The sequence below is a fragment of the Pararhodonellum marinum genome, from assembly GCF_015354735.1.
GTDB lineage: Bacteria > Bacteroidota > Bacteroidia > Cytophagales > Cyclobacteriaceae > Pararhodonellum > Pararhodonellum marinum.
In genome coordinates this window covers 86889-99830 of sequence record NZ_JACEFJ010000004.1, presented here as the reverse complement: position 1 = coordinate 99830, position 12942 = coordinate 86889, and the positions used below count along the sequence as shown (strand labels likewise).

The window sequence follows — 12942 nt, the reverse complement described above, 5'->3', positions numbered from 1 at the left end:
AATGTTAGGTTTTAGTTCTCTTTAAAATTATAGAAATAATGATAGTAAAAAACAGTCCGGGAAATATTTTTCTTAAAAAATCATCGATTGCTGCATTATAGGCACTCATGGATTGGATGCTTTGCAGGGTTTTTTCAACTGCGTCCGCATCCAGTTGCTCAATAAGTCGGGTTTTGTTGGTCAGCACCATATTGTATTTCAAATCCCGATAGGTTTCCAAAATCTCAGGAAGTATAGAGAGGGCAACCCAAACGTTTATAGCGGACATCATTGCGATAAGCATATAAATACAAAATCCAACTGTCATGCCTGGGCCGAAAAACAATTCTCCTCCATTGAGTTTGTCTCTGTAATTTTTGATTCCAAGAAATACGAAAATGGGGATGATGAGGTATCCGAAAGTCAAGGTAATGTTAACAGGTTCTTGACCCATCCAGTGCATCAACCAAAATGCTATGATACAAAAAGCTCCTCCTGTAAGCCCAAATGGAAAGGAAGCATTCAGGTATTTACCCATCTATCTGCTCAAATTTACCTTGATTGATCACATATTTTACTTTTCCAGTCAGTGTCTTTCCAAACCATGGGGAATTAGACGAAAGCGAGCGATTGGATTTCAAGTGATAAGTCCAGGCCTCTTTCGGATCAAAAACGGTGAAACTTTTGGCATTGGAAACTGATAAAACCTTTGAAGGACCTTCTGTCAGTTTTTGGATCAACAAAGGCCATCCTAGCTCTTCGGATAATTTAACCAAGCCAGGTAAAAAAGTTTGCAGACCGGCCATGCCAAAGGCTGCCAGATCAAATTCCATGTGTTTTTGATCAAAATCCACAGGCTGATGGTTGGAGACAATCGCATCTATGGTACCATCTTTCAATCCCTCTATTAGGGCTGCTCTTTCAGATGAGGTGCGGAAGGGGGGATTTACTTTTAAATTGGCATCAAAGGCTTTCAAATCTTCATCCAAAAAAAGCAATTGGTAAAGCGAAACATCGGCAGTTACTCTAAGCCCCTCTTTTTTGGCAAGTCTAATATAATCCACTGCTTTGGCTGTGCTGATGGTTTGAAAATGGATGCGACCCCCTGTATATTTCAAAATTTCTATGTTCTTCTGAATGGCCACTTCTTCGGCAAGAGAAGGGATGCCCTTCATGCCAAGTTGCGTGGAAACGGGTCCCTCATGCATTTGCCCAAAAAGAGCCAAAAGTGGATCATAGGCCTGATCAAAAAGCAATCCATTGAATTTCTGCAGGTATTGCAAGATCTTCATGAGTCTGTCTGAGTTGGACAAAGGGACCAAACCATCTCCAAATAATTTTACACCGTTGTGATGAAGATCAAGAATTTCCGTAAGATCTTCTCCCAAGGTGTCTTTTGTGACAGCCGCTTGTAGATGAATAGTGGTAAAAAAATCCTTGGTTTTATTTTTGATAAATTCAGCCTCGTTTTTACTTTGAACTACCGGTTGCGTATTGGGTAGCAGTACGGCCTGGGAAAAACCGCTTACTTTTAAACTTTCCCCTAAACTCTCCAGCGTTTCCTTTGACTCCAAGCCAGGTTCTCCCGCCAGGCACCTGAGATCTATCCAACCCTGAGAAGCCAAAAAGTCACCCGCTTCTATGGTAAGGTCTGCTTCCTTGTTTTCTGAATCCATTACAGGCTTGATGTCACTTCCATTAAAAAAATAATCGGCTGCATCCTGAATACCATGCGGGTCTATTACACGGAGGGACTTGAATAAGACGGTCATAGGGTAAAGGTTTTTGCAAAACTGCAACAATAATCTTTAATATGGAAAATTCCACAGAAAATTAGCTACAATTCCCGTCATTATGTACTTCCTAATATCAAATCATAAAAAAGCTCGTTTTAAGAACCTTTAAGATCGATTCAATCCTTAAGACTTTTGATCAATGATTTGAAAATAAGGGTCATGCCAGGTTCAGCTTTCATCGCTGCGGCAATCACTTCCTGTACCGATATTGGTTTGATATTTCCTGGAGAACAAAGATCTGTGATGGCTGAAATCGCAAAAATTTTCATTCCCATTTGTCTGCCAACAATCACTTCAGGAATGGTACTCATGCCTACGGCATCGGCACCTATTTTTCTAAGGTAAGCATATTCGGCAGGGGTTTCCAAATTAGGCCCCTGAACGCCTGCATAAACTCCTTGATAAATAGAAATACCATTTTTTCCTGCTATTTCAATGGCCTTTTCGACCATCTCCAAGGCATAGGGTGCGCTCATGTCAGGAAATCTTACACCTAATTCATCCAGGTTTTTGCCTCTCAGGGGATTTTCAGGAAAAAGATCAATGTGATCGTTCAAAATCATCAAATCGGCTATTTCAAACCTTGGGTGCAATCCGCCTGCAGCATTGGATATGAACAAATGCGTTACGCCCAAAAGCTTCATGACCCTGATAGGGAAAGTAACCTCCTTCATGTCATAGCCTTCGTAATAGTGAAATCGACCCTGCATGGCAACCACCTTTTTCCCAGCCAACTTGCCAAAAATCAATTTTCCGCTATGGCTTTCAACAGTCGAGACGGGAAAAAAAGGAATGTCTTTGTAATCAATTGTCACTTCTATCTCAATGTCATCAATAAGTTTACCCAATCCAGTACCTAAGACGATACCAACAGATACTTTGTGTTGATAATGGTTATGGATATATTGGTGGGCATTATGGATTTTTTGAATTAAATCTATTTTAGGTTCTTCTCTCATGAAGTATACTTTTTATTCTCTCAACAATATAAATCATTCTACTGTAAATCCTGACACCAATCCCATCCAAACTAAAGGAAATCAATATCCTTTAATCTGGTAAAAATACTGCCAAAAGCTTTCAAGATGTCATTTTTGACATTTGTTTCTTATATTGGAAAATAAAATTTCTAAAACCCAAAATAAATTGAATAGAAGAGATTTCGTCAGATACGCAGCAATAGGTGCAGGTTCGTTTGCAATTCCCGGAGGATTGTATTCTACGGTTAGCCGTACCCTAACTGATCCATTTCGATTGGGAATTATAGGATTTGGAGACCGTGGAAGTGGTATTTATAAAGTATTGCGTGATTTTAAAGACGAATTCCGGGTAACAGCCATCTGTGATAACCTGCCTTTCAGGTTGGACAGAGCAAGGAAACAAACGACCTCTGACCAGATTACCTATTTTGCAGATTACAGAAAATTGTTGGACAGCAACCAAGTGGATGCAGTCATCATTGCTACACCGCTTAACGAGCACTTTGAACAAGCCAAAAATTCTTTATTGGCTGGTAAGCACATTTACTTGGAAAAAACCATGGCTTTTTCCATTCAGGAAGCCCAGGAACTGGTAAAACTCGCAGAAAATCATTCCAAATTAGTGCTACAAGTGGGTCATCAATACCGTTATTCTCCACTTTACTACAAAGTGAAAGAAATGATTTCAGAAGGTTATTTAGGCAATGTAACCCAGATCGATGCCCGCTGGGATAGAAACTGGAACTGGCGTAGGCCCTTACCTGAACCGCAGCTTGAACGGCAGGTAAATTGGCGCATGTATAAGGAATATTCCGGGGGTCTTGTGGCAGAATTACTCTCTCATCAAATGGATTTCATCCATTGGGCATTTGAAGCCACTCCAGATAGCCTTTACGGAACAGGAGGTATAGATCATTTTAAAGACGGGAGGGAAACTTACGACAATGTGCAGGTTACCGCAAGATATGAGTCGTTGGGAATGATAGGCAACTTCGGAGCTACTTGTGCCAACCAATATGAGGATTATTCCTTTATCATCAAAGGTTCCAAGGGTACAGTTTCACTGCTGATGAATGATGGTATTTTTTACCCTGAACCCGAATCAAAAAAGGCCTTAGAGGAAGTGGATGGAGTATCCGGAGCCACACCATTAAACTGGAATGACAACAAAACAGGAATCAACCTATCCCAGGAAAAATACAAGGATGGGACTTTTTATGCGTTTGAGGATTTCCATAGATCCCTCATACAAAAAAGTTTGCCTGCCTCAAATGTGTACACAGGAGCAAAGACTGCCATAGCAGTAGCCTTATCCAATCAAGCAATTTACCAGGGTTCGGTGGAAAATTGGCCGAAAACCGCTTAAAACCTCCCAAAAAAATCAAAAAAAAAAAGGAGGCCAAAAGCCTCCTTTCTTCATTTAATTAAACCAGTATAAATCGAGAACAATTAAAATTACTCAGTACTCACTGGAGGAGTTAAAACCCTGTCAATGGCATGTAACACTCCATTTGTGGCGTGCACGTTTAAGACAGATGGAATTAAACCGGATTCGTTGATCTGTAGGTCCGCCAAATTTACATTTACATCAGCACCGCTCAAAGTAGTCACAGCTCCCTCCCTCAAATCCTGAGAAAAAGCCCTGGCATTGACTACATGATAACTTAAGATTTCAGTAAGATCTTCAACCTCAATTTCTTCAACACCACTCACACCAAGATCTGTGTACAAGGCTTGGAAAGCTGCATCGGTAGGCGCAAACACAGTGTAGTTATCAGAACCATCACCTGAAAACAACCCGACTAAATCAGCTCTTGTCAATGCGGCTACCAATTCAGTAAATTCTGGTGTATCCGCCTCATTAGCTGCTAAAGCTATTTCTGTAATATTCTGAGTGGGTTGTTCGATCACATAGTCCAGCTCATGAATAAATCCATTCGTTCCTTCAATGTCAGCATTGACCACCTGAGCTCTTCCATTGATCCAAATACCTCCGTCAGGATCAACACTTACATAAAATGTTTCATCGTTCAATGTGGTTACTGGACCTGCTTCTACAGCAGAAGAAGGAACTGCAGCCCCAACAACGTGATACTGCAAGATACCTGCTAATCCAGGATTGTTCAACAGGTCATCAGGACTAAGTTCATTATCGCTCAAAAATTCAGTAAACGCTGCATCATTAGGCGCAAAAACAGTGAATGGTCCATCTCCAGAAAGTGGAGTAATCAAATCTGCTTCCTCTAAAGCTGTTACCAACACAGTGAAATCCTCACTTTCTTCTGCAATCTCTACAATGTTTTGATCTTCAGTAACCGGTGGTGGTGTTACTGGATCAGGATCATCACTCGAACAGGCAAGCGTGAAACCAGCTAAAGCCATAAAAGCCAAAGCTTTACCGCTAAGATTTGTCATTTTTTTCATCTTAAACATAATTTTATTGTGGTTTTAATAATAGTTATGTGATTAAAACGATTCAAGTTTAATTTGGTTCCAAAAAAAAATACAAAACATTTTTTTGATTATAAGGAAGGCATTTGTGTATACAAAGGGAACAAGCTTTAAGTTTGGCCGATTTCTCTTTGGAGAAAAATCAAAAAATTAAATTTCATTTTTATAGGCAACTAGTCTTAATTGGGCATTTAAAAAAAGCCTCTGAATCCGTAGACATCAAAGGCTTCTTTTTAAAATTTCAGAATACAACTTAACTCATTATGGAGGAAAGGATATCATTAAGCGTTCTGCTTGGCCGCATGGCCTTTTCGGTTTTTGCTGCATCCGGTTTATAATAACCCCCGAGTTCTACAGGCTGACCCTGTACTTCGGTCAATTCCTTGATAATTTGCACTTCTTCATCTACCATCGACTTTGCTACAGGAATAAACTTTTCTTTTAGCTCCCTGTCATCATTTTGCTCGGCCAAAGCCTGGGCCCAGTACATGGACAAGTAAAAGTGACTCCCTCTGTTGTCCAACTCCTTGGCTTTTCTGGAAGGGGATTTGCCATTGTCCAAAAATTTTCCCGTAGCCTGATCCAAGGTTTCGGCCAAGACCAATGCCCGCTTGTTGTCAAAAGAATTGCCCAAGTGCTCTAAAGAAACGGCAAGGGCGAGGAATTCTCCCAGGGAGTCCCACCTGAGGTGATTCTCTTCCACAAACTGCTCTACATGCTTGGGAGCTGAACCACCTGCCCCTGTCTCAAACAATCCTCCTCCATTCATCAAGGGCACAATGGAAAGCATTTTAGCACTGGTACCAAGTTCCAATATTGGAAAAAGATCGGTGAGGTAATCTCTAAGGACATTGCCGGTCACCGAAATCGTATCTTTGCCCGCCTTGATCCGATCCAAAGTAAAACGGGTTGCGTCCACTGGACTCATGATCCGAATCTCTAAGTCTTTTGTGTTTAAGCGCTGTAAGGCGACTTCTACCTTTTTGATCAATTCCCTGTCATGGGCACGGTTTTTATCCAACCAAAACACGGCAGGAGTATTTGAGGCAGATGCGCGGTTGACAGCCAATTTAACCCAATCCTGAATAGGAGCATCTTTTACTTGGCACATCCTCCAGATGTCGCCTTTGCTGACTTTGTGTTCAAAAATCACCTTATCAGATTCATTCAACACTTTCACTATCCCATCTTCTGGAATTTCGAAAGTCTTGTCATGCGAACCGTATTCTTCCGCCTTTTGGGCCATAAGTCCCACATTGGGAACAGACCCCATGGTGGCGGGATCAAAAGCCCCGTGCTTTTTACAGAAATCAATGGTTTCTTGATAAACCCCGGCATAGGATCTATCTGGTATAATGGCTTTGGTGTCCTGTAGCTGGTTGTTTTTGTTCCACATCTTCCCGGAACTCCGGATCATGGCCGGCATGGAGGCATCCACTATTACGTCACTAGGCACATGAAGATTAGTAATCCCTTTGTCAGAATTGACCATCGCAAGATCTGCTCCTTCTTCAAAGCACTGCGCTATGTCTGACTCAATTTCTTGCCTTTGTTCAGGTGGCAACTGGTTTAAAGCTGAAAGTAAGTCTCCAAAACCATTCCTGACATTGACTCCAATTCGCTGAAATGTACTGGCATGCTTTTCAAATACAGGCGCAAAAAACACTTCCACAGCATGCCCAAATATGATGGGATCAGAAACCTTCATCATGGTCGCTTTGAGATGGATGGAAAACAAAACCCCCTCAGCCTTTGCCTTTTTCTTTTCTTCTTCCAAAAACTGTCTCAGTGCTTTTACATGCAAGACAGCAGCGTCTATGATCTCACCTTCCTGTATCTCTAAATTATCTTTCAAAAGCGTCGCTTCGCCTGCATGATTGGTATGCTGAATACGTATGTTACCGGCTTTTTCCATGGTTTGAGATTGCTCACTTCCATAAAAATCGCCTTGGCTCATACTGGACACATGGGATTGAGAATCCGGACTCCAAGCGCCCATACTATGGGGATTTTTTTTGGCAAACTGCTTGACTGCAAGTGGTGCCCTTCGATCCGAATTCCCCTCTCTCAATACCGGATTGACTGCACTCCCTTTGACTTTGTCATATCTGCTCCTGATGGATTTTTCTTTTTCTGTTTTGGGCTCATCAGGATAGTCTGGTAGGGCAAATCCCAAACCTTGTAGTTCTTTGATGGCAGCTTTTAATTGGGGAACAGATGCACTGATGTTTGGGAGTTTGACAATATTGGCCTCTGGTGTTTTGGCAATTTCTCCCAATTCAGTCAGGTAATCTGGAATTTGTTGCTCAGGCTGAAGAAAGTCTGGAAATTGGGCAATGATTCTTCCTGATAAAGAAATGTCCCGAGTTTCCACACTTACCCCTGCAGAATCTGTGAAGGCTTTGATTATGGGAAGAAGAGAATAGGTGGCCAAGGCCGGGGCCTCATCGGTTAATGTATAAAGAATTTTTGGAGTTTTGTTAGTCATGCTTGTTTACTTTTGATTCAGGTAAAAATCCATTGATGGGAAATTGGCCCCCAAATGAGGCCTTCTTAAAACCGATGGCTAAAATAAGCAAAATATTGGGTTTTTTCCCTAGTTAAAGATCGTGAAAGCCAGATTTGACCCTAGACATAGTAGGTGAAATTAGATGGACAAGGATTTGTACAGAGTTAGGATATGAACTGATGGCGAGCACTTGATTCATCCAGTCATTTACTATCAATAACTCTCTTGATCATTGGGAAAATCCTTTGACTTGACGTCTTTGATATAGTTTTGAACTGCTTTGTTCATGTCTGCTCTCAAATCGGCGTATTGACGCAAAAAACGGGGCTGAAATTCTTGGGTGATCCCCAACATGTCATGGACTACCAATACCTGACCATCCACATGTGGGCCGGCCCCGATCCCGATGATGGGGATGCTGATACTTTCCGCTACTTTTTTGGCAAGGGAAGCAGGAATTTTTTCAAGAACAATTGCAAAACAGCCACAATCTTCCAAAATCTTTGCGTCATCCAATAATTTTTGAGCTTCGGTTTCTTCCTTGGCTCTGACCGTATAAGTGCCAAACTTATAAATAGATTGGGGCGTAAGGCCCAAATGGCCCATCACAGGAACTCCGGCACTTAAAATCCTGCTCACAGACTCCTTTATTTCAGATCCTCCCTCTACCTTAACAGCATGACCACCCGATTCCTTCATGATACGGATGGCGGAACGAAGGGCCTCAGAACTATTGCCTTGATAGGACCCAAATGGAATATCAACCACTACAAAAGCCCTTTTCACTCCCCTGACCACTGAGGTAGCATGGTAAATCATTTGATCTAGGGTAATAGGAAGGGTAGTTTCATGTCCAGCCATCACATTGGATGCAGAATCACCTACAAGAATGATGTCAATACCGGCAGTATCCACGATTCCTGCCATGGTAAAATCATAGGCTGTTAACATAGAGATTTTTTCTCCCCTGTTTTTCATCTCCTGCAGGATGTGAGTTGTGATTCTTTTGACGTTGGAGGATTGATGTATGGACATAGTGGATTTAATGAAGGTGCACGGTGTAATTTTCCCCCTCTAAGTCCACGGCTATGCGTTCGCTGAGGGTGGTAGCTAGGGCAAATCCTGTATAATCCGCAGTAACAGGAAAGAGCTTGTGGCTCCGATTGACCAGTACCGCGATCTCAATTTTACGAATTGGGATTTCAAGAAATGGTTTTAAGGCATAGGCCAGGGTTTTCCCGGTATTCAATACATCATCCACCAAAATAAGGCAGTGGTCCTCTAAATCAAAGACCTTAGACAAGACTACCTCCCCCTGTACCACAGCAAACTTATCCAGTTTAACTTCCATGATCTCCACTTTAAGGGGAGAAATTTCCTCCAATTTTTTAGCAAGCAACAAAGCCAGCCTGTAGCCCATTCCAGAGATTCCAGCAACCACTACCCCTGCTTCTCCCACATTTCGTTCGTAGATCTCATAGGCCATCCGGGTGATTTTCTGTTGCACCTGCTTGTGGTTCAGTACCAGTGTTTTAGTTTCATTCATTTTGTCTAATGTCCGCCCCTGTTTAAAAAATGAAAATTAAATCAAATGTGGATGGTTTCAAAGAAAGGTAGAGGAAACTTGGAGAAACCACCCAACTCCTACAACTTAAGCTAGCGATGACTGTCTTCTTCATGGTAAATTTTCAAATAACTGTCATAGCGGTAGGGATGGATATACCCTTCCTCAAGTCGCTCCAACACCAAGCACCCCGGTTCATTGATGTGGGTACAGTTATGGTACTTACATTTACCTAGATAGTCCCTCAGTTCCACAAAGTAATGGGAAAGCTCCTGACCTTCTATCTCCAAAATACCAAATTCCTTGATTCCAGGTGTATCGATTAAGTAGCCTCCTTCAGGCATGGGAAACATCTCGGCAAATGTGGTGGTATGAACTCCTTTGGTAGTGAATTTTGATACTTCCCTGGTGACTTGATTAGCTCCAGTAGCAAGTTCGTTGAGCAGGGTGGATTTTCCAACGCCAGAATGACCTGCCAACAGGGTGGATTTTCCTTTGAGTATAGGCAAAAGTTTTTCTTTGAGGTCATCATTTTCCAGTGCAGAGATTTCATAAACAGGATATCCCAATGGTTTGTAGATCTCTTGAATAACTTCCAGAAATTCCATATCCCTTTCTTTGATCAGATCCATTTTATTGATGATCAAAAAGGCCGGGATCCTGAAACTTTCTGTGGAAACCAAGAATCGGTCGATAAAACCCAAAGAAGTCCGTGGATTCCTTAAGGTAATGATCAAGAAGGCCTGGTCAATATTGGAAGCCAAAATATGTGAAAAATGCTGTTTTCTGGTGGATTTTCGGATGATGTAATTTTCTCTTGGCAAGATATCCTGGATCACCCATGTAGCCTGATCTGCCTCTTTGGCAATTTTCACCCAGTCACCCACAGCCACAGGGTTGGTGAGTTTGAGTTCCTCTTGTTTGAATTTACCCCGAAGTCTTGCCTGAATGGTTTCCTCCCCTAACTGAACATGGTACCAACTACCTGTTGATTTAATCACTCTACCTTTCATCCTTTTTTTCCAGTTGAATTACTTTGTCAATGATTTTGGTTGCACTTCCCAGATTGGCCTCCACGTATTCCTCAGATGCTTTACAGGCTTTCACATACCTATCTCCCTCCTGAAGCTGGGTAAGAACGGTGTTCAGTTGTACGGCATTTTCTACCGAAAAACCACATCCCGCAAGCTCAGCAATACCTGCCTCAGGAAATTTACTCTCCTTCCGGAGTTTACCAAAAACCACCGGTATTCCAAAAGCAATGGGTTCAAGGATGTTGTGCAGCCCCTTGCCAAAAGCGCCTCCCACATATGCGATGTAGGCAAATTGGTAAAGGGAGGACAGCATGCCAATGTTGTCAATAAAAAGCAATTTTGCTTCAATATCCGGGTTCTTCAGCCATTCAGAATATCTTTGGCTTTTATGCTTTATAGCTGCTTTCCATGATTCTATCACCTGATGATTGATGTCATGAGGTGCTATGATATATTGGAAACCCTGCATACTATTAATGTAAGGAAGCAAAATATCCATATCTTCTTGCCAGGCAGAACCAATGACCATCACTTTATGGCCATTTGTAAAAGGAGAAAGTTCCGGAAAAGATTTAGGATTCATCCGCGTCATATGAACCCTGTCGAAACGGGTATCACCAGAAAGAGAAACCTTATCAATCCCAATTTTTTCAAGCAAGCTAACTGATGCCGAATTTTGAGTAAAAATATGATCAAAGTGACCCAGAGCTTGGCGAAATAGCCCTCCATAGGATTTGAAATAAATTTGATCTGACCGGAAAGAAGCTGAAAAGAGGTAAAGTGGAATGTGCTTTTTCCGGACTTCCGCCAGATAATTGGGCCAAACTTCATACTTCACAAAAAAGACCCTTTTGGGATTGGTCGCCTCCAAAAACCTTTTGGCATTGGAAGCGGTATCAAAAGGAAGGTAGGTAATCAAGTCCACCGGTTCCTGAGTCTTTTTTATTGTATTTTCATAGCCCGAAGGACTGAAGAACGTAAGTAAAATAGCCTGGTCTGGAAATGATTTTCGATAAGATAGGATGACGGGTTTGGCTTGCTCATACTCCCCCAAAGAAGCGGCATGGAACCATGTCAATTCCTCCCTTCTCTTTGACTTAAATCTCTCTATTGAACTTAATGTGTGCCGTTGTCCTTTTACTAGTAGGCGGGTTTTGGTATGGCAGAAGGATAGGGACTTAGCCAAGCCCGCAAAAAGAAGTACAAAAAGATCATAAAGACGCTTCATTGTGCGTAAAAATAGAAAGAAGTCAGGTGAAAGCACCTTGATAACTGCATTTTATTCTCAGGGTTGGTTGGCTCAGAGGCATTTTGTCCACTGAAACCATAAAAGCCCTCCTTCAAAAAATCTACTTACGAATTTGAAATGAAATAGCTACCTTTACAGATAATATTGTTTAACTTAGATAGTGACAAAGAAAGTTACGACGATACCAAATTTGCAGCATGCTAGCTGTCAATTGGAAAATTTTAGTTCCAAGAATTGCATAAATATAGTAAAATGAAAAATTCAGCTCATATCAATTACGAATTGGAGAAAAACATGGAAGTGATCTCCCAGCTTGACGGTATGGTTGGCCATGCGGTGGACAATGTCCTTGTAGATCCTGATGACTGTTGGCAGCCTTCCGATTTTCTTCCAGAAATGGATAAACCTGATGCTTTCGAACAGGTAAAATTGTTACAGGAGCGTGCGGCTGGCATTCCAGATACCATCATCACTTCTTTAATTGGTAATATGATTACTGAGGAGGCTTTACCCAGTTATCAGACCTATTTTAACCTATTAGAAGGCATTAATCCAGAAGGCAATTTATTGAGCCCCTCTGGATGGGTCCGGTGGTCAAAAGCTTGGACGGCAGAAGAAAACCGCCACGGAGATTTGCTGAACAAGTATTTGTATCTTTCTGGTCGGGCTGATATGAAAAAGGTGGAACAGACCATTCACCGGTTGATTTACAATGGTTTTGATCCACGGTCTGAAAAAGACCCTTATCAGGCCATCATTTATACCTCTTTTCAAGAGCGTGCCACCAAAATCTCTCACGTAAATACCGGTAAACTTACCGACAAAGCAGGAGACGAGGTGCTGTCCCGGATCTGTAAGACCATTGCGGGAGATGAGGCCAGACATGAAAAAGCATACAAAAGTTTTATGTCAGGCATTTTTGAAATCGACCCCAGTGGGGCCATTGTCGCTTTCGAAAAAATGATGCGGAAGCAAATTGTAATGCCTGCCGTGTTGATGGGCGAAGGAAGCAGTAACCCTTCCCTTTTCAATCAATTCTCTGCCATCACCCAAAAAATAGGCATTTATACTGGTTGGGATTATGCCAGAATCATAGAGCATCTGGTAAAACTTTGGAAAATAGAAACTTTAACCGGGCTGAATGATGTGGCCTCCAAGGCGCAGGATTATCTTTCAGGTCTGGCAGACCGCTACATGCGCGTGGCTGACAGGATGAAGGCCCCGGACGAAGTGAGCTTGGCTTGGCTCAAATAGGTGACCATAAAATATGTGACAAAATCCCCTAAAGCACCTTGATGCTTTAGGGGATTTTTATATCGGTCATATTTCAAACAGACTGGTGTTCCCTTTTCTATATTGAAAAATTCAAAGATCGAAGGG

The 12942-nt window shown here is 41.9% G+C and carries 11 protein-coding genes; 2 read left to right on the top strand and 9 right to left on the bottom strand.

The window, feature by feature from the left end; genetic code table 11:
• Positions 1-4 precede the first annotated feature (4 nt).
• The 3 genes from H1A14_RS09725 to H1A14_RS09715 all read right to left on the bottom strand — a co-directional run bounded on the left by H1A14_RS09725 (position 5) and on the right by H1A14_RS09715 (position 2734).
• Complete coding sequence (locus H1A14_RS09725; protein ID WP_194776062.1) at positions 5-517, bottom strand: DUF4199 domain-containing protein; 513 nt, start codon at positions 515-517, stop codon at positions 5-7.
• Entirely contained in the window at positions 510-1751 is a 1242-nt protein-coding gene (locus tag H1A14_RS09720) for a dihydroorotase (protein ID WP_194776061.1), read from the bottom strand. The genes H1A14_RS09725 and H1A14_RS09720 overlap by 8 nt, the downstream gene beginning before the upstream one ends.
• Before the next feature lie 140 nt (positions 1752-1891).
• Positions 1892-2734, bottom strand: coding sequence for a purine-nucleoside phosphorylase (locus H1A14_RS09715; protein ID WP_194776060.1), 843 nt, complete (start codon positions 2732-2734; stop codon positions 1892-1894).
• Between the two features lie 187 nt (positions 2735-2921).
• On the opposite strand from H1A14_RS09715, the gene H1A14_RS09710 reads away from it, so the two are divergent.
• A complete protein-coding gene (locus H1A14_RS09710; protein WP_194776059.1) occupies positions 2922-4121 on the top strand; it encodes a Gfo/Idh/MocA family protein in 1200 nt (399 codons plus the stop codon).
• A gap of 89 nt (positions 4122-4210) precedes the next feature.
• Here the strand turns inward: H1A14_RS09710 and H1A14_RS09705 are convergent, their stop codons facing one another.
• The 6 genes from H1A14_RS09705 to H1A14_RS09680 form a co-directional block, all read right to left on the bottom strand.
• Positions 4211-5170, bottom strand: a complete 960-nt coding sequence (locus tag H1A14_RS09705; protein ID WP_228527712.1) for a fasciclin domain-containing protein — start codon at positions 5168-5170, stop codon at positions 4211-4213.
• A gap of 289 nt (positions 5171-5459) precedes the next feature.
• Positions 5460-7694 carry an NADP-dependent isocitrate dehydrogenase gene (locus H1A14_RS09700; protein WP_194776058.1) on the bottom strand — a complete coding sequence of 745 codons (2235 nt, stop codon included), beginning with the start codon at positions 7692-7694 and terminating at the stop codon, positions 5460-5462.
• Between the two features lie 234 nt (positions 7695-7928).
• Positions 7929-8750 (bottom strand): 3-methyl-2-oxobutanoate hydroxymethyltransferase, encoded by an 822-nt coding sequence (gene panB, locus H1A14_RS09695; RefSeq protein WP_194776057.1) that lies wholly within the window; start codon positions 8748-8750, stop codon positions 7929-7931.
• A gap of 7 nt (positions 8751-8757) precedes the next feature.
• The gene (locus tag H1A14_RS09690; protein WP_194776056.1) at positions 8758-9261 is read right to left on the bottom strand and encodes a phosphoribosyltransferase family protein; all 504 of its coding nucleotides are present in this window, start codon (positions 9259-9261) and stop codon (positions 8758-8760) included.
• A 110-nt stretch (positions 9262-9371) separates the two neighbouring features.
• Positions 9372-10292: a ribosome small subunit-dependent GTPase A gene (rsgA, locus tag H1A14_RS09685; protein ID WP_194776055.1), complete on the bottom strand. Its 921-nt coding sequence runs from the start codon at positions 10290-10292 to the stop codon at positions 9372-9374.
• Positions 10282-11541 (bottom strand): 3-deoxy-D-manno-octulosonic acid transferase, encoded by a 1260-nt coding sequence (locus tag H1A14_RS09680; protein ID WP_194776054.1) that lies wholly within the window; start codon positions 11539-11541, stop codon positions 10282-10284. Before H1A14_RS09680 ends, rsgA begins: the two co-directional genes overlap by 11 nt.
• Positions 11542-11814: 273 nt before the next feature.
• Between H1A14_RS09680 and H1A14_RS09675 the strand changes: the two genes are divergently transcribed.
• Complete coding sequence (locus tag H1A14_RS09675) at positions 11815-12816, top strand: acyl-ACP desaturase (RefSeq protein WP_194776053.1); 1002 nt, start codon at positions 11815-11817, stop codon at positions 12814-12816.
• Positions 12817-12942 lie beyond the last annotated feature (126 nt).

Coding starts and splice junctions, on each gene's coding strand:
- H1A14_RS09725 (WP_194776062.1), bottom strand. CDS start 517: ATGGGTAAATACCTGAATGCTTCCTTTCCATTTGGGCTTACAGGAGGA.
- H1A14_RS09720 (WP_194776061.1), bottom strand. CDS start 1,751: ATGACCGTCTTATTCAAGTCCCTCCGTGTAATAGACCCGCATGGTATT.
- H1A14_RS09715 (WP_194776060.1), bottom strand. CDS start 2,734: ATGAGAGAAGAACCTAAAATAGATTTAATTCAAAAAATCCATAATGCC.
- H1A14_RS09705 (WP_228527712.1), bottom strand. CDS start 5,170: ATGACAAATCTTAGCGGTAAAGCTTTGGCTTTTATGGCTTTAGCTGGT.
- H1A14_RS09700 (WP_194776058.1), bottom strand. CDS start 7,694: ATGACTAACAAAACTCCAAAAATTCTTTATACATTAACCGATGAGGCC.
- panB (WP_194776057.1), bottom strand. CDS start 8,750: ATGTCCATACATCAATCCTCCAACGTCAAAAGAATCACAACTCACATC.
- H1A14_RS09690 (WP_194776056.1), bottom strand. CDS start 9,261: ATGAATGAAACTAAAACACTGGTACTGAACCACAAGCAGGTGCAACAG.
- rsgA (WP_194776055.1), bottom strand. CDS start 10,292: ATGAAAGGTAGAGTGATTAAATCAACAGGTAGTTGGTACCATGTTCAG.
- H1A14_RS09680 (WP_194776054.1), bottom strand. CDS start 11,541: ATGAAGCGTCTTTATGATCTTTTTGTACTTCTTTTTGCGGGCTTGGCT.
- H1A14_RS09675 (WP_194776053.1), top strand. CDS start 11,815: ATGAAAAATTCAGCTCATATCAATTACGAATTGGAGAAAAACATGGAA.